Annotated in this window: 19 protein-coding genes; 3 read left to right on the top strand and 16 right to left on the bottom strand. The window is 40.0% G+C overall.

Annotation, left to right across the window (positions count from 1 at the left end; all coding sequences use genetic code 11):
- Positions 1-20: 20 nt before the first annotated feature.
- Together AWN68_RS03170 and AWN68_RS03165 are read right to left on the bottom strand one after the other, a co-directional pair.
- On the bottom strand, positions 21-1,649 hold the full coding sequence (locus AWN68_RS03170; protein WP_068411290.1) for a S8 family peptidase: 1,629 nt from the start codon (positions 1,647-1,649) through the stop codon (positions 21-23).
- Between the two features lie 30 nt (positions 1,650-1,679).
- The gene (locus tag AWN68_RS03165) at positions 1,680-2,168 is read right to left on the bottom strand and encodes an asparaginase domain-containing protein (RefSeq protein WP_068411287.1); all 489 of its coding nucleotides are present in this window, start codon (positions 2,166-2,168) and stop codon (positions 1,680-1,682) included.
- Between the two features lie 158 nt (positions 2,169-2,326).
- Between AWN68_RS03165 and AWN68_RS03160 the strand changes: the two genes are divergently transcribed.
- A complete protein-coding gene (locus tag AWN68_RS03160; RefSeq protein WP_068411286.1) occupies positions 2,327-3,136 on the top strand; it encodes an amidohydrolase family protein in 810 nt (269 codons plus the stop codon).
- 79 nt (positions 3,137-3,215) lie between these two features.
- Here the strand turns inward: AWN68_RS03160 and AWN68_RS03155 are convergent, their stop codons facing one another.
- On the bottom strand, positions 3,216-4,379 hold the full coding sequence (locus tag AWN68_RS03155; protein WP_068411280.1) for a hypothetical protein: 1,164 nt from the start codon (positions 4,377-4,379) through the stop codon (positions 3,216-3,218).
- Positions 4,380-4,543: 164 nt separating this feature from the next.
- On the opposite strand from AWN68_RS03155, the gene AWN68_RS03150 reads away from it, so the two are divergent.
- Positions 4,544-6,046, top strand: a complete 1,503-nt coding sequence (locus tag AWN68_RS03150; protein WP_068411278.1) for a TlpA family protein disulfide reductase — start codon at positions 4,544-4,546, stop codon at positions 6,044-6,046.
- A gap of 10 nt (positions 6,047-6,056) precedes the next feature.
- On the opposite strand, the gene rodA is transcribed toward AWN68_RS03150, so the two are convergent.
- From rodA to AWN68_RS03110, 8 genes are all read right to left on the bottom strand, one after another.
- Positions 6,057-7,328, bottom strand: coding sequence for a rod shape-determining protein RodA (gene rodA / locus AWN68_RS03145; RefSeq protein ID WP_068411276.1), 1,272 nt, complete (start codon positions 7,326-7,328; stop codon positions 6,057-6,059).
- A complete protein-coding gene (locus AWN68_RS03140; protein WP_317038911.1) occupies positions 7,325-9,145 on the bottom strand; it encodes a penicillin-binding transpeptidase domain-containing protein in 1,821 nt (606 codons plus the stop codon). Before AWN68_RS03140 ends, rodA begins: the two co-directional genes overlap by 4 nt.
- 59 nt (positions 9,146-9,204) lie before the next feature.
- On the bottom strand, positions 9,205-9,720 hold the full coding sequence (gene mreD, locus AWN68_RS03135; protein WP_068411274.1) for a rod shape-determining protein MreD: 516 nt from the start codon (positions 9,718-9,720) through the stop codon (positions 9,205-9,207).
- Positions 9,713-10,567 (bottom strand): rod shape-determining protein MreC, encoded by an 855-nt coding sequence (gene mreC / locus AWN68_RS03130; RefSeq protein ID WP_068411273.1) that lies wholly within the window; start codon positions 10,565-10,567, stop codon positions 9,713-9,715. The genes mreD and mreC overlap by 8 nt, the downstream gene beginning before the upstream one ends.
- 6 nt (positions 10,568-10,573) lie before the next feature.
- Positions 10,574-11,602 (bottom strand): rod shape-determining protein, encoded by a 1,029-nt coding sequence (locus AWN68_RS03125; protein ID WP_068411272.1) that lies wholly within the window; start codon positions 11,600-11,602, stop codon positions 10,574-10,576.
- Positions 11,603-11,680: 78 nt separating this feature from the next.
- Positions 11,681-13,210, bottom strand: coding sequence for a bifunctional phosphoribosylaminoimidazolecarboxamide formyltransferase/IMP cyclohydrolase (gene purH, locus AWN68_RS03120; RefSeq protein WP_068411269.1), 1,530 nt, complete (start codon positions 13,208-13,210; stop codon positions 11,681-11,683).
- Between the two features lie 38 nt (positions 13,211-13,248).
- A complete protein-coding gene (purN, locus tag AWN68_RS03115; RefSeq protein ID WP_068411266.1) occupies positions 13,249-13,827 on the bottom strand; it encodes a phosphoribosylglycinamide formyltransferase in 579 nt (192 codons plus the stop codon).
- Positions 13,824-14,630: a geranylgeranylglycerol-phosphate geranylgeranyltransferase gene (locus AWN68_RS03110; RefSeq protein WP_245657928.1), complete on the bottom strand. Its 807-nt coding sequence runs from the start codon at positions 14,628-14,630 to the stop codon at positions 13,824-13,826. Before AWN68_RS03110 ends, purN begins: the two co-directional genes overlap by 4 nt.
- A 359-nt stretch (positions 14,631-14,989) precedes the next feature.
- Between AWN68_RS03110 and AWN68_RS03105 the strand changes: the two genes are divergently transcribed.
- Complete coding sequence (locus AWN68_RS03105) at positions 14,990-20,533, top strand: beta strand repeat-containing protein (RefSeq protein WP_157716053.1); 5,544 nt, start codon at positions 14,990-14,992, stop codon at positions 20,531-20,533.
- Here AWN68_RS03105 and AWN68_RS03100 read toward each other — a convergent pair.
- From AWN68_RS03100 to atpH, 5 genes are all read right to left on the bottom strand, one after another.
- Positions 20,520-21,143, bottom strand: coding sequence for a class I SAM-dependent methyltransferase (locus tag AWN68_RS03100; RefSeq protein ID WP_068411260.1), 624 nt, complete (start codon positions 21,141-21,143; stop codon positions 20,520-20,522). The two genes, AWN68_RS03105 and AWN68_RS03100, sit on opposite strands and share 14 nt — an antisense overlap.
- Positions 21,140-21,979, bottom strand: coding sequence for a hypothetical protein (locus AWN68_RS03095; protein ID WP_068411258.1), 840 nt, complete (start codon positions 21,977-21,979; stop codon positions 21,140-21,142). Before AWN68_RS03095 ends, AWN68_RS03100 begins: the two co-directional genes overlap by 4 nt.
- 99 nt (positions 21,980-22,078) lie before the next feature.
- On the bottom strand, positions 22,079-22,954 hold the full coding sequence (gene atpG, locus AWN68_RS03090; protein ID WP_068411255.1) for an ATP synthase F1 subunit gamma: 876 nt from the start codon (positions 22,952-22,954) through the stop codon (positions 22,079-22,081).
- A gap of 25 nt (positions 22,955-22,979) precedes the next feature.
- The gene (gene atpA / locus AWN68_RS03085) at positions 22,980-24,554 is read right to left on the bottom strand and encodes a F0F1 ATP synthase subunit alpha (protein WP_068411252.1); all 1,575 of its coding nucleotides are present in this window, start codon (positions 24,552-24,554) and stop codon (positions 22,980-22,982) included.
- Positions 24,555-24,581: 27 nt separating this feature from the next.
- The gene (gene atpH, locus AWN68_RS03080) at positions 24,582-25,139 is read right to left on the bottom strand and encodes an ATP synthase F1 subunit delta (RefSeq protein ID WP_068411249.1); all 558 of its coding nucleotides are present in this window, start codon (positions 25,137-25,139) and stop codon (positions 24,582-24,584) included.

The following is a 25,139-nucleotide window of genomic DNA, read 5'->3' as shown; positions in this document are numbered from 1 at the left end:
TTAGGGCGAGACAGTTAATGTTATCTCTTCTTACCTAAAGTCATAGACTCAGCCATTTTTACCGCCTCATAAGCATTAATGATACCACCTGATTTGGACAGCTTTGAGAAGTTCACTTCTTGATCGAATGTTCCGGGTTTGGTTACTTTAATTCCATCCAGTTTACGGACAGACTTCATCAAAATATCTTTCAGCTGTTCAGCATTTAGGTCAGGGAAATAAGACAGCAGCATCGCTGCCACTCCAGCTGTTACTGGCGATGCCATACTGGTGCCTTGCGCATCCTGATATATATTTCCAGGAGCAGTTGAGTATATGGCCACGCCAGGAGCAAATAAATCAACGGTTTTGTCTCCGTAGTTACTAAAGCTTCCCACATATTCATCTTCAGCACCCCAAGAAGAAGCACCTACTTCAATCCAGTTCGCCCAATCGCCCTTTTTACCGAATTTGTCATTCGGGTAATTGTTGGACTCGTCAATGTCTTCGCCACTGTTTCCTGCTGCGTGTACTAATAAAACGCCATTTAAATTGGCATACTCAATGGCATCATACACATACTGAAGGTTGGGAGAATAAGCCTTCCCAAAGCTCATATTGATAATTTTGGCTCCATTATCTACCGCATAACGAATGGCATTGGCTACATCTTTATCACGCTCATCACCATCTGGCACGGCCCTAAGTGCCATAATGCTCACATTATTAGCCACGCCATCTGTTCCAATGCCGTTTCCTCGTGAAGCCGCAATAATTCCAGCCACGTGAGTCCCGTGAAAATTATCCGTTCCCTTTCCACTCACATCGTTGTTTCCATAGCCTTTTTCCGCAAGGTTATTTGGGTCATCACCCACTATTTCTCTTGCATCATACTCCAAACCATAAGAATACTTAGCACTGGCTTCCATTTCAGCCAAATCCATATTGATCAACACCAAAACGCTATCAAGAGATAATTCTCCGTCAATGGATTGTAAGATCTGAGTCATGTAATTTTTTCCTAGATCTATTACTGCATCTGGAGAATCTATTTCGGATAATGTTGCAACCGTCACTTCTTCCACATCCATATAGGCTTCAAACAGCTTATTGAAGCGCTCAATCTGGCGCGCCAAGCTTCCATACTGCTCAAATTCCATTTGTGCTTTTCCATATGCTTCTTCGAATTCGCCTTTCACTTTTTGCCAAGTGATGAACTCTTCCTTGTCATTTTTATCAATGTCTTTGAGCTCTTTCCCTTCGTACTTTTTACTCAGAGCTTTATAGTACCTGGTTACTTCATAGCTGTCCTTACCCACGTTGCGGCCATCCTTTCCACCAATGAAATTCCAACCGTGTACATCGTCTATGTAGCCATTGTTGTCATCATCAATTCCATTGTTCGGAATTTCACCTGGGTTGGTCCAAATCACATCTTTAAGGTCTTCGTGCTCTATATCAATTCCTGAGTCGATTACCGCAACGATTACTTTTTTGGAAGTTTTACCTTTTAATAATTCATAAGCCTTTTCGGTACTCACTCCATTTACTTTGTTTTCGACTGGATCAAGGTTGAACCAGTTCTTTGGAGGTGTTTGTAAGAGCCCTTGTTGAGCAAAACCTTGAAGCGACACCAACAAGAGTATCGCCCATATTGTATATTTTTTCATCTGTATTAAGTCTAGGATTTAAATATAGTATTAGACCTGTTCAAACCTTCCCGTTTTTTCATTTTTATAACATTGGTCGGGGTGAATCAGCAGCCCATTCATGGCAATAAACGTGCCCTCTAATAAATTATTGAGGGTGCCTACCGCCACCCCAACATTAAAATCTGCATCGGAGTTCGAAAATCTTTCAGGCCTATACGCTGCGGTGAGTACAATGGTTTTTCCCTTGATCTGACCCATGACTTTGGCCGTTTCTACCAGTGTATCCGACCCATGGGTAATGACAATTTTTGAATACTCAGTTTTTAGACAATAGTCCCGAATCTCGCTTCGGTCTTGATCTGTCATATCAAGGCTGTCCTTTTTCATGAGGCTCACAATTTCATATTCGAAACCAAGAAGATTCCGTTCCAGAATTCGTGAAATGGCAGGCTCGCCAATCTCGAAGGCGTAGCCCCTATTCAGCTTTGGATAGTCCTTATCAATGGTGCCTCCCACTTGAATAAACAGTACTTTCATAAAAGAAAGCTAAGGGATTTTTAAATGCTTTGCTAGCGAAAAACGGTTGGACAACTGAATTCCCCGATTGGTAATTTCTTTTAAAATCAATGTGCGGTTTCAGTTATATCACCCAAGAGTGCTTATATTAGAAAACAACCCTCTTATTCAGGAATAACATGATCATAGATGCACTCACTCACCTTAATAATTACCATGAAGAGCGAGTAGTTTCGCTTGAAGACTGTCTCGACAAGCTTTCTGACACCATGGATGAAAACAAGGTGGATTATTCGCTTGTACTTACTTCTTATTTAGTGAACGAACATCGGCCAGGTATTAAAAAGGTAGTAGAGGCTATTGAAGGAAGGAAAAATCTTGGTGTGGTTGCAGGAGTAAGCTTTCTTAATTACAGAGAAAGAGATTTAAGAGAAATTAGTGATTATATCAATGCCGGATTGATCAAGGGACTAAAGTTTTACCCGGGGTATGAGCCGTTTTATCCTTATGATAATCGACTTCAAGTTTTTTATGATTTGGCAACTGAGTACAATATCCCAGTCATGTTTCATTCGGGTGATACCTATTCTCCAAAAGGAAGAATTCGTTATTCGCACCCCATCCATATTGATGAAGTGGCAGTGGACAATCCAGACATGAAGATTGTAATTTGCCATGTAGGTAATCCGTGGATTAAGGACTGCATGGAAGTAGTTTATAAGAACAAGAATGTACATGCGGATATCTCAGGTTTGGTTTTGGGCGATTTCTCAGAGAAGTTCGAGAAATACATGAAAGCTCAAATCGAAGAAATGATCCTGTATGCTGGTGAGCCTCAATACTTACTTTATGGCACCGATTGGCCTATTTGCAATATGAAATCCTACCTAAAGTTTATGGATCAATTGGATTTGCCTCAAGAAAAGAAGGAGCTTATTCTCTGGAAAAACGCTGCCAAGCTATTTGATATTGATGTGAGCAAGTTATAGAAATGACTCTGTTCATAGAAGGGAGCAAACGCAGGCCAAATTGATATTAAGAACTTATTCTCCTTCGTATTTTCACTGGCTAGAGAGGGTTGACTGGTTTTAATCTGTAAATGTATCCTGTATAATAATCTTTCTCAGTCATATTTTCCTGCAAAAACATCCACTTATCATCTCCTAGGTATACATATCTATCTTCATTCTTATACTGAAAACCACCTCTAGGAATTTCTATGGCAGATGAAACGATTTTCCCGTCTTGAAAAATAGCGCCAAAGAATTTAGATTCGTCATAAAACGGAACCAAGCTTTCCTCGAATCTTCGCTTATTAGGAATTCCGGTTTTATAAAGAATAAAGAGCTTGTCGGCTTCCATTGCATACAGCTTTAATATCTGACTATTCAGGCCAATCAAGCGAGGGCTTATTTTGTTCATTGGGTCAATTAACTCACTCTCCTCAGCGCCTTTGGGGTCTTTGAATCTATCTAATTGAATATTATAAGCTTTGTGATGTCTTACTCCTTGTTCATATTCATAAAAGTGAAGTACTAATTCATAGGGGTATGCTACCCAAAGACCATTTTTGGTAGCTTCAATCACAGGCAAAAAATTTGGGTAAATTAAATTTCCAAGGTACATACTCTCTTCTTCAAAGCTAAATTCATCAACCTTTACTGAACTTCGATTAGCCTTACCTCCCAGCTGAAAAAGCTCAACAGTATTAAGCGTGTCTAAAATCGCTAACTTCTGTTTACTGAACGATACAACACCGCTAAAAATAAGAGGATTCACCCATATCGAATCGTTAAGCATTTGAAACTCCCCACGAATATTTCCCCCCACCGTATTTGGAATACGGTTATTGTAATTCTGAGACCATAAATGATTCCCACCTAAATCGTAGGCATGTACTTTTGAAATATCTTGGATATAAAGTTTACCATCTCTAATGCCTGCTCCGTAAACATTTTTGTTGTAGCTCTCCGCATCTTCCCCAATTCTATTAAAACTATGAAGCAATTTGCCTGACTGGTTAAAAATCTGAAAAGTTGAGTTAATTCGAGTATAGGCAAGGAAAACATTAGCCTCTGCTTTTTTACTGACAAACTGTGGCTCAAGACCAATATTTAGCTTAACCGAATCGTCAAGAACAAACTCGTAACTCAGTTCGCTAATAACCTCTCTCTCATCTGAACAGGAAAAAAATAAAAACACGGAAATAGCGGTAAACAATGTGTACTTCATCTCTATAAGATTAGGCCTCTTTTATTAAAAAACAACTACGACTCTAGTTATCGATTATAATCACGAAAAGCAATTTGCTGTTGACACATTTATTCTAAAAATCAATCTTCTTGAAAACTTAATTTTTAGTTTTAAATTACAGCTATCATGAAAGGTAATTTAAAATGAAAAAGAATGCTTTTGCTTATATATTAGTAATTACGCTTTTAGCTTTTGGTTGCGGACAAAAAACAATTATTGAGGAAATTCAAGCTCCAGAAAAAAATGAAGTCACTTTTTTTATTGACAACAATAGTGACTCGCCAATCAGAATTAGGTTTTATAGGAGCATGTCCGATAGCCTTGAAGCAGACTATTATACTAAAGAAGGCAAGGACACCCTCACGATTCCAATCTATCAGCCCGAGGTAATACTTATTAGCCATAAGAGCATTTATAGCGATACACTTTATGTGACTAAAGGGGATTCAATCAGTATTCGGCTGCCAAAAAGTGGAGAAGCATTTCAATTGATTGGCGGAAGGAAAAGCATTTCAGAATCAGGCACAAGCCAGGCCTACCTTGATTCGCTCTACAATTTATATATATCCACAAACAGCGAGTTTAAGCCATTAGAAATCAAAGCTGATTTTGAAAGAATAAATCTTGGGCTTCCTATGACACTAAACAAGGCCCTACTCGACACCAACCCTGACTCCTTTAATTTACTTGTTGAAGGCCTTTTAAATAAGCTTTCGGAACAACGAATCACGCAAGAAGGGACTTCTGGATCGAGTGACTGGAATGAGCTTAAACTAGACTTAGAAAAAAGAAAGGCCTTTTATAGGCTAATGAGCCTTCTGCGTTGGACAAAAAGTCAAGAAATCAAAGACAGGGCTTTTGCTTCTACTATGTTCACAGATGAGTCTATAATTAACAGTCGTTTCGGCTTGGGTTATTTTCAAAATTTCATCATACAGATAGTACTAGAAGGTAAAACTGATCGGAGTAGATCAATGGAATACATCAATTTCAAAGAGGCATACGACAGACTTCCAAACCACATTCCCGAAGGAGAATTACTAAAAATAGCTAGAGAAAGATCCTTGTACCAAATGGTGGAATATAAGGAGCCGTACGGAGAAATATCCGATTACCTGAATGAATACATGATGACTTACAAGGACTCTACTTTTTTAGAAGAGTTTACTGAGCAATTCCTTTTGGGTTATGAAAAGCAAGTAAACGAGAAAGTTGGGTTGAACCTGTTAAAAGAGGATGGTAGTGTAATTAGGTTTCAAGACATTCTAATCAAGAACAAAGGCAAAGTGATTTACGTGGATTATTGGGCCAGTTGGTGTTCACCTTGTATTGAGGCCATGCCTTATGCTGAAAAACTACGTGAAGAATACGCTGGTCAGAATATCATCTTTGTGTATCTCTCGTCTGACAACGACCAAAGTGATTGGAAAAAGGCCGTTGAACGATATGATTTAAGTGATCTGGAAAACAATTACCTGTCTTTAAATCACAAAAATTCAGATTGGGTTAAAAACCTGAAAATCCAAAGCATCCCTAGGTACCTGATTTTTGATACCCACGGAAAATTAGTGGAAGCCGATGCACCCGGGCCAAAAGATCCGTCCATTAAAACTTTGTTGGAAAAGTATATCTATGCACAGGACTAATAGGATTTAATCACCTCGAAAGCACCTGAGTTCTGTGCATGTCCATTTTAAGGAGTACAAAGAGCATTATGGTGAATGACCAAAGGGATGAACCTCCATAGCTAAAGAACGGCAGCGGAATACCCACTACAGGGAATAAGCCAATGGTCATGGCGATATTGATGGTGAAGTGGAAGAAGATAATAGAAGCTACAGCGTAACCATAAAACCGTGCAAATTTAAACTTCTGCCTTTCGGCAATTGCAGTGATTCTGATCATCAAAACAACGAACAAAGCAATCACCACAAAGCTTCCGAGCCAACCGTGCTCTTCGGCCAAGGTGCTAAAAATAAAGTCGGTACTTTGTTCTGGTACGTAACCGTATTTGGTTTGTGTTCCTTCTAAAAAACCTTTGCCAGAGAAGCCTCCTGAGCCAATGGCAATTTTGGATTGATTTAAATTATAACCCGCCCCTAAAGGATCTACTGAGTTGGAATCGAAGATGACGAGGATTCTGTCCTTCTGGTATTTCGGCACCAAGTTTTCAAAAGCATAACCGAAGCCATATGAGAAACCAACACTCATAAGAATCAACAGCGAGGTAATTACGATATTGGAAACGGACCGTGATGTAACCACCACCCAAATGATACCCACAATGAGTGCAATGATTATGATAATCTTAAGGGAAAGTAAGAGCGTCAGCACACCAACTATTGCAAAAGCCCCTGCCACAATCAAGTAAATGGCTGGAAGTCCTTCTCTAAAAAGAGGAAGAACAAAAGCAAAGAAGATCAAGGAAGAACCCAAATCTGGTTGGAGCATAATGAATCCAACTGGTAAGAAGATAATGAACAGTGCGATCAGCTGATGCTTGAATTCTGTGAGTTTCACATTATTATTGGAAACATAACTGGCCAGCAAAAGAGCCGTAGCCAATTTGGTAAATTCTGAAGGTTGTAAGCGAAAAATTCCCAAGTCGAACCAAGCCCTTGCTCCGTTAATTTTAGCTCCAAAGACCAAAACGGCCATCAGCAAAAGCATAAATAGAATATAGAGATAAGGCGCAAAAGATTCGTAGATACGAAAATCCAGCAAGAGAATGACGACAATGAGGATAACCGAACCACCAATGAATAAAAGTTGTCGGCCTGAACTTAGACTTATATCGAAAATATTAAAGGCAGTTTCAGGATCATAAACTGATGCGAAAATATTGAACCAGCCCATCACCACAAGAATGATGTACAGGAAAACGATGGGCCAATCCAGGTTTTTTAATATGGAGTCTCTTCTTCTCAATTCTGCAATAAGGCATTCTTTCTAGCCTTTTCGAGTTTCTTTCTTTCTATTTCCCTCTTCTGCTCTTCATCTAAGAAGTCACCCTTAAGCACATATTCCTCTCTATTTCTATAATCCTTTTCAATGTATCCTTTCAGATACATTTCCATAATTAAGCTGGCAGTAGTCGCTGCTGCTCGTCCGCCCCAACCTGCATTTTCAATATAAACCGCAATGGCAATTTTTGGATTCTCCACTGGAGCAAAAGCCATAAATACGGAGTGGTCTAGAGTCTCATCCTTAGCGCCATTCTCAGCTGTTCCCGTTTTACTGGCAATCGTAATGCCCCTAATTGGTGCTCTAGGAGTACCCTGAGCGGAGCGTTTCATACCATCAATAATGGCAGGATAGTAATCAGTTCCCTTTCCTGTGAAGTTCTTTTCAAATTGTTTTAAAGTAACCACTCCTTCCTTTTCAAAACCTTTTACTAAATGTGGTTGAATATAATGGCCTCTGTTGGCAATAATGGCTGCTAGGTTAGCCACTTGTAGAGGCGTTACTAAAATCTCTCCTTGGCCTATTGACAAGGATTGAATGGTACTATAAGCCCAATCTTTGTTTTTATAGATCTTATCATAATAAGCTACATCAGGCACCAAGCCAGAAGCCTCACCAGGAATATCTATTCCAAGTGGAGCACCAAAACCGAACTTCTTTACTGCCTCGGCCCATATGGCCAAACCTATTCGAGAATCGGTAAAAATACTTGGGTCTTTTTTCTGATTTACCACCCTCCTCATCACTTCAAGAAAGTAGTTATTCGAAGACTTTTCAATTCCTCGAGCCACATCATAGTAGCCTGCAGGAGCATGATCTCCAATCCCATTCAGGTTGACAAAAATCTGTTCATCGGCCTTAATTACACCCTCATCTAAAGCGATTAGCGCCTGTACTGTTTTAAATACCGAGCCCGCAGGGTAGGTGGCCATATGTGCCCTGTTAAATAATAGCTTTGAGCTATCTAAGGCTATTTGACTAAAGTTTTTACCAAACTCCCTGCCTGAAAGCATCTTTGGCTCATAAGTAGGGGCGGTCGCCATAACCAATATTTCCCCTGTGGAAGGGTCAATCGCGACAATACTGCCTGTTTTGCCCGCCAATAACCTCTCCGCATAAGTCTGTAGTTCTAGGTCGAAAGTGGTAATCAAGTTTGTGCCAGGTACAGAAACGGTATCGAGCGCACCATCCTTGAAGGAGCCCTTCTCAATTCCTCTAACGTTCACTTGTTTATAGCTTACGCCTCTTTTGCCACTTAGCAATCTTTCGTATTGCTCTTCTAGTCCCGTGATACCAATATTATCACCAGACCTATAATAGCCAGTCGTGTCCCTGTCCAATTGGCGCCTGCTAATTTCACCCGTATAGCCGAGTTCGTTCGCCAAAATTGGACTAGCATAACCCCTTACTGTTCTTGGGTTTACAAAAAATCCGCTGAAATTATACAGCAAGTCTTGAATACGACCGTATTCCTCATGAGATATTTTCTTTAGAAATACCGATGGTTTTACCCTAGAGTAAGATCTGGCCGTTTTCATATTCTCTAAAAAAACCTCCTTTTCTATTCCCAGCAACTCACAAAATTCCGTGGTATCGCCAATAGAAACATCTTTGGGAACGACCATAAGGTCATAGACTGGCTCATTATAGACGATGAGCTCTTTGTTTCTGTCGTAAATAAGGCCTCTGAAAGGATATTGGACAATAGGCTGAATGATGTTTCGCTCTGCCTTGGTTCTATAATCTTTATCTAATACTTGAATGGCAAACAGCTTGATCAAAAAAACTAATCCAATCAAAATAAAAGAACCCTGTATTATATACTTTCTGTTGTCCCACATTACCGCTTCGCCTTAGAGTAAAAAAGATACTGAATAGCGATCATAAAAACCAGTGAAATGAGGGTTGTAACAACAGATTTGAGAATTGATAAGCCCATTAACTGATTTCCTCCTGATTCAATTAAGAATACGGTGAGGGTGTGAATAAAGATGAGCGGTAGCGCATATATTACGAACCAGCTAAGCCCATAATTGGTAATCATAGGTAAGTCATTGATTTCGTAACCACTTCTGGGTTTGCTCCATTTCATCCAATAAGGACGAAAGAACATGATTAGAACGCATGCGAAGGCATGGATGCCTAGTGTGTTATAAAATAAGTCTACGATTAGGCCAGCGATTAAGCCAATCACCATGGCCGAAGCAAAGCCAATTTCTAAAGGCAGAAAAAGCAAAAACATGAGATACAGAAAGCAAAAACCAACACCAAAAAGCACAAAGTATTTTAGAATTAGCACCTGAAAGAGCATCAGTACTATTGCGGTAAAAGTCAATATGATCAGGTTTCTACTCATTAAAATCTATGGGGTTGTTGATAGAAACCGAATCCTCTTCCTCCTTATATATATTTTCAATGACATAGACATAAGCCAAGGTTCCAAAGTCAACACTTAAGGCTACTTCAATTTCCAAATCACGCTGATTTTGGTCAGGCTTAACACTGACCACAGTTCCTATCATGATGTCTTTAGGGTAAACCGCATTAAAGCTAGAAGTCACAACAGTGTCTCCAACATTGACATCATCTTCTCTAGTAATGTAAAGGAGTTTTGCTATTCTAGGATTACGGCCGTCACCATCCCACTGGATAGTAGCTGTTCTGTTGGAGTTCTTAATTTTGGCAGAAACTTGGTTCCTTGAATTTAGTAGCGAAATACCGCTAGAATAGTTTTTAGAAACTGTTCTAATTTTACCAACCACACCTTTCTGGCTAATCACACCCATCCCAGGTTTAATTCCTTCTTTGCTTCCTTTATTTATTTTAAAGAAGTTATGGCTTAGGCGGATAGAATTGTCTACTATTTCGGCTGCAATTAATTTATAATGGATAGCGTCAGTAGTATCGGTATCAATGTCAAAAGCTTTAAGGGAATCTATCGAAGTTTCTGTTACTCTTAAGAGAAGCGTTCTTAACATAGCGTTCTCTTCCGCTAAGTCACTGTTCACTTTTTTCAGGCTGAAGTAGTCGCTGATATTATTCGTCCTTTCATTGATGTTTCCAACAAAACCAGAAGCCGCACTGAAATATGCTACCCTTTGGTAATTGTTGTTTCGAACAATCATCCAAATACATAGCAACTCCAGAGTCAGAAATGTAAAAAAGGCTCGGTACTTATAAAGAAAAGAGAATAACTGACCCATTCATTATCAAGTCATTAACACCGCTCTATATCGATCAATGTTTTTCAAGGCCTCACCTGTTCCACGTACCACCGCCCTTAACGGATCGTCTGCAATATGGATTGGGAGTTTGGTTTTCAAAGCCAAACGTCTATCCAAGCCTTTAAGCATTGCACCACCACCTGTTAGGTGAATCCCACGGTCATAAATGTCGGCAGAAAGCTCTGGCGGTGAAATTTCAAGGGCTTTCAACACAGCCTCTTCAATTTTAGAAACTGATTTATCTAGTGCGAAAGCAATTTCAGAGTATGAAATTTTAATCACCTTCGGAATGCCCGTCATTAAATCACGGCCTCGGATTTCGTAATCGTCTGGCGCATCGTCCAATTCTGTCAAGGCCGATCCAATGGCTATTTTTACCTTTTCTGCAGATCGCTCTCCAATCAAAAGGTTATGTTGTCTTCTCATGTAGTCAAGAATATCCTTGGTAAAGGTATCTCCTGCTACTCTGATGGATTGGTCGCAAACAATTCCAGAAAGGGCGATTACCGCAATCTCGGTTGTCCCACCCCCAATATCTACAATCATTGAGCCCATCGGCTCATCAATCTTAATTCCTGTACCAATGGCCGCAGCAATTGGTTCGTAAATCATGTATACTTCTTTAGCGTTCGCATGTTCGGCTGAATCTCGAACAGCTCTTTTTTCTACTTCGGTAATTCCAGAAGGAATACAAATTACCATTCGGTGCGATGACGGCATAAAGCTTCTTCGCTTTAAGTCAATCATTTTGATCATTCCTTTGATCATCAGTTCGGCAGCCTCAAAATCGGCAATTACACCGTCCTTCAAAGGGCGAATGGTTTTTATGTTTTCATGCGTTTTTTCATGCATGTTCATCGCGTCTCTACCAATGGCCAACACCTTATTTGTGTTTCGGTCAATGGCAATAATAGACGGTTCGTCTACAACGATTTTATCTTTATGTATGATGAGGGTATTTGCTGTACCCAAGTCAATTGCAATGTCACTTGTCAGAAAGTCGAAAAAGCCCATATCAAGTCTTGTCTCCTATATTTTATATCCTTGAAAGTTACGAATTACTCGCAATTATCTAGGGTTTGAAAAATTCTTTTAATGTTTAAAATGACGAGTGCCCGTAAACACCATCGCCATGCTGTTTTTGTCACAATATTCAATTGAAAGATCATCTTTAATTGACCCCCCTGGTTGAATCACGGCAACAATCCCTTCACCCTTTGCGATTTCTACACAATCAGGGAACGGAAAGAAAGCATCCGAAGCCATTACGGCTCCATTTAAGTCGAAGCCAAAAGCTTTGGCTTTTTCAATAGCTTGTTTCAAAGCATCCACCCTTGAGGTTTGACCCACACCGCTAGAAAGCATTTGGCCTTCTTTGGCTAGAATAATTGTGTTCGACTTGGTGTGTTTGCAAATTTTGCTCGCAAAGGCCAGCGCTAAATTTTCGGCATCAGAGGTGGCTTTCTTTGTCACTTGCTTAAAGCCAGAAATCTGATCGGTGACCAAATCTCTATCCTGAACAATAACACCATTCAGCAAACTTTTAAACTGCTTTTTAGTATTTAGGGACTGTTTCTTAACCAATAAAATTCTGTTCTTTTTGCCTTTCAACAAGTCCAAAGCATCGGCATCGAAAGCAGGGGCAATCAATACTTCAAAGAAAAGTGAATTCAATTCCTCAGCAGTAGCTAAGTCAATCGGTTGATTGCTAATTAACACACCACCAAAAGCACTCACGGTATCGGCTGCAAAAGCTTTTAAGTAAGCCTCTTTTATAGAATCGCCAATGGCAACGCCACAAGCATTGGTGTGTTTTAAAATGGCAAATGCCTTTTCATGGTTAGAAAATTCTTCGATCAAACTTACCGCTGCATCTACATCCACCAGGTTGTTATAGGAAAGCTCTTTACCGTTCAGCTTTTCGAAAAGCTCATCTAGCGGACCGAAGAATTGCCCTTTTTGATGCGGGTTTTCTCCGTAGCGTAGCGTTTGACCTTCGGCTTGGCTCACTTTAAATCTTTCAATCGCTTCATCTTGATTGAAGTAATTGAAAATTGCTGTGTCATAATGAGACGACACATCAAAGGCTTGTGCTGCGAAGGCTTTTCTATCGGCTAGATCTGTGCTACCATTTTTGTCTTCAAGTAGCTTTTCTAAAGTAGGGTATTGGTCTCTAGTAGAAACAATTACCACATCTTTGAAATTTTTTGCTGCCGCTCTAATTAATGAAATCCCACCGATATCAATCTTTTCAATAATATCTTGTTCGGGTGCACCTGAAGCTACGGTTGCTTCGAAAGGATACAGATCAACGATCACCAAATCAATAGAAGGGATTTCAAATTCTTTCGCCTGCTCTAAATCACCCGCATTATCCCTTCTGTGCAAGATTCCACCAAACACCTTTGGGTGAAGCGTTTTTACTCGGCCTCCAAAAATTGATGGGTAGCTCGTAAGGTCTTCAACAGCCGTTACTGGCACTCCCAATTCTTCGATAAAAGTTTGTGTACCTCCTGTTGAGTAAATCTGAACACCTAAAGCTCCTAGTTTCTTTACGATTGGGGCTAAGTTGTCTTTATGAAAAACAGAAATTAATGCGGATTTGATCTTAACCTGCGACATCTAGGTTGGCTTTTAATTAAGTCGCAAAACTAGGCATTTTAGAACTTATTAAGAACTAGATTCTCAATCACTTTTGCATAATTTTCATGTTCCAGCACTTGAACCTTCCTAGCAATTTCCTCAGGAGCGTCATTTGTTGAAAGATTACATGAAAATTGGGCTAGAATAGAGCCTTCATCATATTGTTGATTCACCAAGTGAATGGTAATACCTGTCTCTTTTTCTCCAGCAGCCTTTACGGCTTCGTGCACATGCATTCCATACATTCCCTTGCCGCCAAATTTTGGCAACAAGGCTGGATGAATATTTACAATCTTATCAGAAAAAGCTTGGACCAAGTATTCGGGAACCAACCACATAAAACCAGCCAATACAATTACATCAACTTGATGCTCGCGTAGCGCATTTAACACCAATTGGGTTTCATAAAACTCTTTGCGAGAAAAAGTAAAGGTTGGAATACTAAAGTTTCTAGCCCTCTCTAAAACTCCAGCGATTTTCTTGTTGCACAAAAGCAACACCACTTCTACCTCCTCGTGATTCTCAAAGTATTCAAAAATCTTTTGGGCATTGGTTCCACTGCCTGAGGCAAAAACTGCTATTCTTTTTTTTATCATATCCAAACCATACTGATCACACCAATCAGCATAATAACTTTACAAAATGTACTGAGTCTACCGTAATCCTTTATCTTATCCGCTTTTAAAAGCTCAAAGATGAGGAAAATCATAACAACTGAAAGAGTGATCGGGAAAACAATGTTCACAGTACTCATCAATAAAAAAACCACTATACAAAAGACCAAAATGATTCCATAAATGATCTTCTTGGTTTTGGCAATTCCCAAAACGATTGGGAGGGTTTTACAGCCAAACCTTTCATCGCCTTTGAGGTCTTCCATATCTTTAATAATCTCTCTGATAAGCGTTATAAAACCCGCAAAGATCGCATAACATAAAATCAAATATTCTCGCTCTTGGAAATATTGTCCCACTAAAAACAAGGTGACTCCAGTGAGAATGGCAATTGTAAAATTCCCGATGAAGGGAAGCCTCTTTAATTGATTGGAATAAAGCCAAAGTAGAAAAGCTGCTACAAAATTAATAATACCAATAATAGGAGAGATATAGAATCCAATACCTATTCCTATAAAGTTCAAAACAGTGTGGGCAATAATAATCCGTCTTCTTTTTAAGGTTTTACCTACAATTACACGGTTAGGTCTGTTCACATAATCTATTTTAACATCGTAATAATCATTAATGAGATAGCCCGCACTCGTAATAATAACCGTAGAGAGTACTAGCAAAAAGAATTTTTCATCACTTAACAACACCCAATTAAGCCCTTCTCTAAGCAAAAATATAGCGGTGAAGTATTGTGTCAACGCTACAATCAAGAGGTTTAGGCCCCTGATCATTTTGAGGTACTTGAAAACAGAAAAGTGGCTTTTCATTGCAGAAATCGACATTTATTCTTAATACGATATAAAGGTACACTAGTTCATCTACCTAAAAAAAATGAATCCGTCTGAAATTTTTAAAAGAAAGCCGCAACAGCCATTATCCCAACCTGGGAATCTAGTTTCAAAAAAAAAGCTTGCTTAAAATTATTACTGTTTTATAATAAAAAAAACATCATTTTTGCAAAGCGAGCAAGGAATAAATTCTTGGCACTGTTTTTCCTAAGTTAATTGAATTACTTAAGGCTCTAGCCTTAACCATTTAATAGCCATAGGAAAGTGAGAGTTTATTTATGCTGTATTTAACCAAACGTGTCGTGTTAATACTAAAACTGGTCAAAAGATTTCTTGTTTTGTGTTTGATCGTATGCTCAAACCAAATACTCTTTGGGCAATCCCCAATTACTGCCATTAATGTAAGCTCTACAGCTGCCCCAGATTCTCAATATAATCAAACCGCTCCCGCTGACGCGAGTAATAGCCTTAACAACAGTACGGTTTATACTGTGCGTAACGGTACAGGAAATGACATTACAGTGACGAGTTATGTTGTTGGCGGTAATACTTATAGCAATTTTTTGGCTCCAGACACCTTAGCCATAAGGCGAACCGATGGAAGTAAATTCGTAAACATTTGGTATACCTTAAATCAAATCAATACAAGCACTACTCCTAATCAATTAGACTTAGACCCAAGGGCTGTATCCGATGCCGACCTTATTTATCAAATTGGAAATATTAATGCGGGTTATGATAACATTTTAGTAAACGAAGATGATTTGGCGGGAGACGCTATACAGGCTCAGATTGAACGAGTGGATATCATTTGGTATACTGGTGTTGCAACCTGCGAACCCGACAATGCTGTTTTCCCTGTTTTAGAAAGAGGGGGTAATGACAATATTCGTGTGGCAGCGATTACTTCGTTAGACAGTAACGGTGATCCAAATGGATATTCATCAACTGTACTTATCGAAGCCTCTGATTGGACCGGAACAGGACAAACCTTCAATAACTATTTGATTTTAAGAAGGCAGGTGGTAGGTCAAAACCCTTTACCATTACTTAATATTGGCACGATGGCTAACCAAGCGGCTCAGGCCATTAAGGGCGTTGCTGTTTCTTTCACAGAGTTGGGTGTTGCAGCCAATCAAGTTGTTTATGGCTATTCAATTTTCGCTTCCGATACAAATGAATCAAATCCTGGAATTGATTTAACCGACATTAGTACTTTTCCGACCACCACACTTTCATCTGTTTCTGGCCTTGACTTAGTGGCTGGAGTAGCCGCGGCTGTTTCATCAGACAATTGTCTTTCGCCAGCTGTAGGGCCTGGCGGTTATAAAGCAGCCCTAACTACTTGGTTAAAAGCCAACGTAGGAGTTACTACTGCCACAGATGGTAGCACCATAACCGACTGGCAAGACCAGTGGATAGGTGATAATGACGCCACCTCAAATACTGGAACGGTGGTGTATAGAAGTACTTCAAGCCATATTAACTTTAACCCTACGGCTGATTTTGGGAATGGCAACAACAGCCTAGATATATCAAATAATGACGGTTTCAATACGGCCACGTCCTACACCAAAAAGGGAATTAACCTAGCATTTCGCACAAGTGCAAGTGACATCAATACAAGACAGGTACTGTACAAACAAGGAGGGAATTCACGAGGTATAAATATTTATATCCGTAACGGTAACCTCCACCTTACAGCATGGAACACTCCAAATGACGGGCCTGGGGCACCATGGAATAACAACGGAAACGTAACCACAGTAAGTACTGCAGTAAACATGAATACTGAGTACATTGTGACATTAGAGGAAAATGGAAATTCATCAGGGACTGGTACAATCACCACATATCTCAACGGACAGAGTTTCGGGTCATTCGGAAACGTTGGTATACTCTATCGACACACTGGAGGAATTCAGTTTGGTGGATCTGATGGTAATATAAAGTTTGATGATGGCTCAAACAACAGTGGAAACTCATTTTACGGAGAAATCTCAGAACTTATCTATTGTAATGAACCTAGCGCCTTTCCACTTATACAGCGCAATAAGATTGAAAGCTATTTGGCGATCAAATATGGCATTACGCTAGATCAATCAACTCCAATCAATTATACAAACTCTGCCGGCTCGGTAATTTTTAATACAACCTCAGCAGCTTCAATTGGTGGATTTTTAGAGTACAATAAGGACATTGCCGGAATAGGAAGAGATGATAACTCCGCTTTTGAGCAACAAAAATCAAGAAGTGAAAACAACAATTCCGTGGTAACAATCAACCATGGGGGAAGTTTTTCTTCAAACGATTCGTGGTTGATTTGGGGTAATGATGGAACCGCTGTAACGGATACAGAAACTGCGGACGTTCCTCCCTTGATTTCTAAACGCATAAAGAGAGTGTGGCGTGCGGGCGAAACAGGTGAAACTGGAAATAACTCCATAGCATTTGATGTTTCTAAATTAAGCGTTTCAGGCAGTCCTGTAGCCTCTGACTACAGTTTGCTTGTGGCAGGAAATAGCTCAGATGGTGATTTTTCTTCTGCCACGGTGATTACAGGGGGTGTATTAGTAGGAAGTACACTCACATTTAGCAATGTAAATCTAGCCAATGGAGAATATTTCACTATCGGTACGGCCTTCATTGATTGTGCTCCTGGCGATGTAAGTACAAACCTAACCTTATGGCTCAAGGCTGATGTTGGGCCAAGCTCTACTACAAATGGAAGCAATGTAATTACATGGGCCGACCAAGCAGGTAGCAACAGCGCTTCGGCTGCTTCGGGTGATGAACCAAACTACGAGAGCAATTCTATAAACTATAATCCCGCCCTTAATTTTGATGACAGTAACACCGAAGAAATGTCAGGTATAGCAGGCTTTAATTCTGCCGCCTACTACATGGTCATTAATACAGATCTTGCCTATACTTCTGCCTCGGCTCAAGAAAGTATAATGGAATTTACTGTGCCAGGAAGCGCTTCAAATCAGTTTGGCAGCTTGGCTTTGGGAAGTGTAACAGGAGCTTTTAATGACGAAATCATTACTCATGCTATTGGAGGATCAGGTACACGTTATAGAAGAGCGACATCACAAGCCGCTTATGGCACAATTGCCAATAATACCACCATGATGTTTGGGGTGAAAAACAATGCAGCAAATAACAGTACCGAGATTTTTGTGAATGGTCGCAACCAAGTAAACTTGAGTGATGGTAACTTACTTACTTCTACCAATGTAGCTTATCGTATTGGTGGAAACTTAGATGCCAACACCTTCACTAACGATAATTTTGATGGCCAAATTGCTGAAGTAATCTCATTTTCAGCACGTCCGTCTGATGCAGAACATGCAAGAATACAGTCTTACTTAGCCATTAAATACGGAATTACACTAAGTCAGAATTCGGCTCAAAACTATGTAAACTCTGCGAGTAGTGTTATTTGGAATGCCACGACTAACTCAACTTATAATAAAGACATTGCTGGAATAGGCAGAGACGATGGCTCTTGCTTACAACAAAAACAATCTAAAAGTGCGAATTCGGGTTCCATTGTAACCATTGGGAATGGTGGGATTTATACAGACAACGTTTCGAACCCTAATAGTTTCTCTGTAGACAATTCGTTCTTAGTATGGGGTAGAGATGCAGGTAGCGCATTGCAGTCAGGAGCGAGTGCAAGTGATTTGCCAGGTAACGTAACTCAAAGAATGACGAGAAAATGGAGGGTAGCCAAATCAGGTACGATTGGAAACACCTCTGTTTCCTTTGACCTCACAGGATTAGGATATTCATCAAATCCTGCAAACTTCCAATTAATAGTATCCTCTAGTGCAACAATGGCCAGCGGTTCAACCATTTCGGGAGGAACATTCAATGGAAATGTGATCACCTTTAATAACGTCAATTTTGCCAATGGCAATTACTTTACTTTAGGTACAGCGCGTGAAACTTGCGGACCTGGTGGTATAAAAACAGATTTGGCTTTATGGTTAAAAGCAGATGCTGGCACGGGAAGCACAACTAATAATACGGACTTAAATACATGGGCAGATCAGAGTACAATTGGCAGAAATGCCTCAGAAACCAATTTAGGTGGTGGTGTACCGGTGGAGCCTAAATATCAAACGAATCAGATTAACTTTAACCCAGCGATCAGTATAAGTGACCCTAATTCTACAAATGCTTCATTCATGAAAACCTCTGGGGGGAATAATGTTTCAGAAGATTTCACATTGATTGCAGTTTTTGAAACAGGTCAGGCAGGTGGGTCTACTACCAATTTTGAAGATGCTCCTGCTATTATCGGAGGTGGTGATTCTGGGGGTAATAATGATTATGGGCTGGGAATTTCTGAAGGAAGAGTGCACGTAAATGCTTCAGCTAACTCAACCCTCAACGTTCGAAGTGCTTCTGGGCCAGTGTATAATAACTTTGAACCATTTATCGCAACCGCTACAAGAATAAAATCTACATCTGCAAGCGCTATTCAGCTTTACATAAATTCGCTCATTGTGGGGTCTTCAGCCTCTACCAACACTTCATTAACCGGTCCAGGCTCATTCGGAGTTGGAAACCATGATGACCCAAATGTGGCCTCGCAATTCAACGGTAGAATTGCTGAAGTATTAGTGTTCTCTGATGACCTAACGGAGAACGAAAAACAAAAAGTAGAGTCCTATTTGGCGATCAAATACGGAATCACAAGAAATGCTGGAGGTACAGCTTCTGAAGATTATTTGTCTTCTGCCGGAACCATTACTTGGGATTGGTCAGAGCAATCTGTTTACAATAATGACATTGCTGGAATTGGTCGTGATGATGCCTCATGTTTTCAGCAATGGAAATCAAAAAGTGAAAATGATGATGCTATAGTGACCATGGAAATGGCAGGTGCTTTCTCTGCAGATAACTCATTCTTGATTTGGGGAAATAACAATGTAGCAAAAGAAGGCACAAAGGCAGACGGAAACACTGAATACAATTCTTCTCAAGTGAGCGGTAGATTATTCAGAGAATGGTATGTTCAAGAAACAGGAACGGTAGGAACCGTGAACTTAACATTCGATTTAGCAGCAGTAACAGGACCTACTGGTATTGGTACAAACAACCTGAATCAGGTGAGGTTAATGCTTGATAGCGATGGCAACTTTACTTCGGGTGTTACTTTAGTATCCCCAACATCAATTAATGCGACCAACAAAACGGTGACCTTTGCCGTCAACCTAAATGATAAGCAATACTTCACTTTAGGCTCCTTACAAGCCACTTCATTGCCGATTACACTGTTATCTTTCGATGCTCAAAAAACCAATGAGGACTACGTTAGGTTAGACTGGAGCACTGCAGCCGAATACAACAATGCATATTATACCATTGAAAGGGGTTCAAATATGGAGGACTTTCAAAGTATACATACACTAGTGGGGGCTGGCAATAGTGAAGAGGTCAATAATTATTTCTTCGTGGACATAGCGCCCAAATCTGGTAATAACTTTTATCGACTGAGACAAACGGACTTTAATGGAACCTCTACCGTTTCGGAAATCAAAAGAATATTTATTGAAAAGGCGATCATCTCTCAAACCTTCAATGTATTCCCTAACCCTGTAAGCCAAGGAGAACTAATCACCTTAGCATACAGTGTTGAAGCGGAGAGTGAAGTGCTTGTTCAAATAATCTCAAGCGCAGGGGGCTTGATCAGCAGCCAATCGGTAATACTTAAGCCTCAAAGTGGAAGGATAAAACTGGAAACCTCAGGACTAGGTAAAGGACTCCATATGGTCGTTATCGCTGACAAGTTCACTAGCAAGCGACAAAGCTTTAAGTTTATCGTGCGTTAGTATATATAGAAGAGAAAACAAGGCCATTCATCATTTGAAAATGCTGTTTTCGTAAATAGCCCTCCTTTTCAAGCTTAGGATGAAAATCGATAAGTTGCTTGGACTCTAGTTGTGTAGTAATTCGAAAAAAGGAGAGCATAAGCCAGAGTAAAAAACGATGGCTCGTTTTACCCGTATCGTAAAAATCTGAGCAGATCCACAACCCTCCTCCCTCATTGAGTTTTTCAGAAAGGATTGTTATTACTTGGTCCAATCTTGTTTTGGAAAATACATCCAGAAAGAAATTGGTGATGATCACATCATACTTTCTATCAACAGGAAGATCACTTTCTTCGCCATGTATAAAGTCTATTGAGTCACTGAATTCACAGTTCCTCTTGGATAGGAAAATCATTTTTTCAGAGGCCTCTACATAAGTAAGCCTTCCTTTAAAGCCCGTATTGAACAGTTCGTTGATAATCCATCCAGTACCTCCGCCCATGATCAAAACACCGGCATTCTCAGGAATTAGGGGTAGAAATTGAGCCTGAATCTGTTTCAGCTTTGACCCAAAAATCACTTTGACCAAGCCATCATATACTGGGGCGATAAGGTTGAAATTGTTCTTCACAGCAAAAGGTAAATCAAAGGGAAAAAGAAAATACCATCTCCCACCAGCCTGTAACGATCTTTAGCTTGAAAAAAGCTTGGGAACATTAGAAGCACAGCCAAAGCCAAAGTCATCATAAACAAAATATACTCAGAGCTTAACCAACGAACTCCAGTCATAACAGGGTTGAGGTAAACCATTCCGCAAACGATCAACAACACATTATTAGCCAGAATAACGGTAGCCATTTTTCTAACAAACCTTTGCCCGTAGAGCGTCACGATAGATTGATTATCGCCATTTTTATCATTCTCATGTTCGAACATAGGGAATATAAGTAGGTTGGTAATGACAATGAGAAAAAACACCACGAAAACATAGAACACGAAAACATCCCAGTGTTCCAATAAGCTAAGGGGGGCAACGAAAATTCCAAAGCTGTAGATTATGGCGGCTAACAATTCCTTATGCCATGTCTTGCTGAGCTTAAGTAGGTGTAAAGAGCCAATGTAAATCAAAACCAATAGCGCCAGTATTAAGCCTAGCTTGGTAGTAACCCAAGGCAAATAGTACAGATTAAATACTCCAATGAGAAAAACGATCAACGCAACAAAGGCAATTGGCCTAAAGTATTTCTGGTGAAAAGTATGGCGCTGGTTAGTTGAGTTTCCACTCCCCTTCTTAGCATCAAAAAGATGATCTATGGTATAGATGAGCCAGATAGCTACACCCAAACCGATGAGCATCGAGTTTTCGAGGGTAACACCGAACAATCTGGCTATATACAGGCTACAAATTATAGCCCCTGCCGTAACGTCAAGGCTAAGGTTCTGAATAAGGATCAAAAGCTTTCTCATAGCAATGGATCAAATGTATGGAAAGTTACGAACCAGAAGCAAACAAAAAAGCCCTCTGATTTCTCAAAAGGGCTTTCTCTACTTATTACAATTGAATTTCTATTTATCTGCAGCTAAAGCTTCTGCTCCACCAACAATCTCTAGGATCTCTTTGGTAATGGCTGCCTGACGTGTTCTGTTGTACATCAATTTCAGTTCTTTCAACAAGTCACCAGCGTTATCTGTTGCTTTGCCCATGGCCGTCATTCGAGCGCCATGCTCAGAAGCATTAGAGTCTAATATGGCCTTGTAAAACTGAATTTTCAACGATTTCGGAATCAAGTCTTCAACGATAAAATCCTTTGAAGGCTCAAAAATATAGTCAGTACCTGAAGTAGAAGCTGCACTGTCTTGCTCTGTCTGAACGATTGGAAGCAATTGCTCGCTTCTAATGATTTGAGTTGCTACGTTTTTGAACTCGTTGTAGATCAATACAACTTTGTCGTATCTACCCTCCTCATAACCATTCATCGCAAATTCAGCTGCCTCACGAGCGGTTTCAAAGCTCAGCTTAGAGAACATATCCCAATAAGCAGTCACATTAGTGAATTTCTGCTTTTTGGACATATCGAACGCTTTTTTACCAATTGGCATCACGTGAATAGTCGCACCCTCATGGGCTTTTACTACTACATTTAATGCTTTGTTGATATTTGAGTTGAATGCTCCACAAAGTCCTCTATCAGAGGTCACAGGAACGATAAGTACATTTTTAACTTCACGCTCTTGCGCGTAAGTTGTCATGGACTCATCGCTGTTACCAGCAGATACATTGGCAAGAATGGCCGATAGTTTCTCTGAATAAGGTCTCAATTGAATGATCTTATCCTGAGCTCTTCTCAACTTGGCAGCAGCAACCATTTTCATGGCCCTGGTGATCTGCTGAGTAGAAGATACCGACTTAATTCTTTCCTTTACTTCCTTTAAATTCGCCATCTATTACGATTTAGGCTTAATGAAATTAATACCTACTTGCTAAGTCTTTTACAGTCTTTTCGATTGCTGAAGTAGCAGCTTCGTCTAGCTTACCTGCTTTCAATAAATCGAGTGCTGCTCTTTCAGAAGTTCTCATGATTGTTAAGAATTCCTTCTCAAACTCTCTCACTTTTTCAACTGGCACTTTATCTAAAAGACCTTTTACAGAAGCATAGATAATTGCCACTTGCTCTTCTACTGGTGATGGAGAGAACTGCGCTTGCTTAAGAATTTCTTGGTTTCTTCTACCTCTATCAATGGTAAGTTTAGTAGATGCATCCAAATCAGAACCGAACTTTGCAAAAGCTTCCAATTCACGGAACTGAGCTTGGTCAAGCTTCAAGGTTCCAGAAACTTTCTTCATTGATTTGATTTGAGCGTTACCTCCTACTCTTGATACAGAGATACCTACGTTAATTGCAGGACGTACACCAGAGTTGAAAAGGTTAGTTTCCAAGAAAATCTGTCCGTCTGTAATTGAAATTACGTTGGTTGGAATATAAGCAGAAACGTCACCTGCTTGAGTTTCGATAATTGGAAGGGCTGTTAAAGAACCACCACCTTTTACTTTCCCTACTAAAGAAGGAGGAAGGTCGTTCATTGCCTGTGCAATATCATCGTTATCGTTAATTTTTGCAGCTCTTTCCAGAAGTCTAGAGTGCAAATAGAATACGTCACCTGGATAAGCTTCACGTCCTGGAGGTCTTCTCAAAAGAAGAGAAACTTCACGATAGGCTACTGCTTGCTTAGACAAATCATCATAAATTACCAAAGCTGGTCTTCCTGTATCTCTGAAGTACTCACCGATAGCAGCACCCGCCATTGGCGAGAAGAACTGCATTGGAGCAGGATCAGAAGCACCGGCCAATACCACAACAGTGTAATCCATTGCACCACCTTTTTCAAGGGCTGCTACTACTCCTGCTACAGTAGATGCCTTTTGACCTATGGCAACATAGATACAAAATACAGGCTCTCCTTTTTCGTAGAATTCTCTTTGGTTAAGAATAGTATCGATAACTACAGCAGTTTTACCTGTCTGACGGTCACCAATTACTAACTCTCTTTGGCCTCTTCCGATTGGAATCATTGCGTCAATCGCTTTGATACCTGTTTGAAGAGGTTCTGTTACTGGCTGTCTGTAGATTACCCCAGGAGCTTTTCTCTCCAATGGCATTTCAAACGTTTCGCCAGAAATAGGTCCTTTACCATCAATTGGAGTACCCAGGGTGTCAACCACACGGCCAACCATTCCTTCACCTACATTGATGGATGCGATCTTACCTGTTCTTTTAACAGTATCGCCTTCTTTGATTTCAGCTGATTCACCAAGTAATACAGCTCCTACATTGTCCTCTTCAAGGTTCAATACTAGGGCCTTCAGTCCGTTTTCAAATTCAAGAAGTTCTCCTGATTGCGCTTTAGACAAGCCATAGATTCTGGCTACACCATCACCTACTTGCAATACAGTACCTACTTCTTCTAATTCAGCTTCTGATTTAAAGTTAGAGAGTTGCTCTCTTAAAATTGCTGAAACCTCATCAGGTCTTACATCTGCCATGTTATGATACAGTTATGTGTTAATTATTTAAAACTCCTTTACGTAAGGGTTTTTGCTAAATTCTAATTTCAATGCTTTCAATCTAGAATTGATTGAATCGTCAATTTGACGGTCTCCAACTTTCAAAATAAACCCACCAATAAGGTCTTTCTCTACCTTTTCAGTCAGTTCTACTTTTTTGCCAGAAATCTTCGTTACTACTGCCTCAAATTCTGCTCTCAAACCAGCGTCAATAGGGAAGGTAGTAGTGACCGTAGCCTCTGCTATTCCTTTTTTAACGTTGTACTGATGGTGGAACTCTGTTGCAATTGCAGGAAGATATTGTTCACGATGTTTCTTTGCAAGAATTTTGAATATACTCAAAGTAAGGCTGTTCACTTTACCTTCAAATACTTGGTTGAGTATGGTCAATTTCTTGTCATGCGGCACTACCGGGCTTTTTAACAAAAGTAAAAAGTCCCTGTTTTCCTCAATCATTTGAGAAAATAGCAGCATGTCTTTGTTCACGTCTTCCAACATACCTTTCTCATCTGCTAGTTCAAGCAGTGATTTGGCATAACGGGAAGCAATTCTGTATACAGACAT

This window comes from Roseivirga echinicomitans (genome assembly GCF_001592935.1).
Taxonomy (GTDB): Bacteria; Bacteroidota; Bacteroidia; order Cytophagales; family Cyclobacteriaceae; genus Roseivirga; species Roseivirga echinicomitans.
The sequence above is the reverse complement of the archived record's forward strand: the minus strand, read 5'-3'. Positions and strand labels throughout refer to the sequence as shown.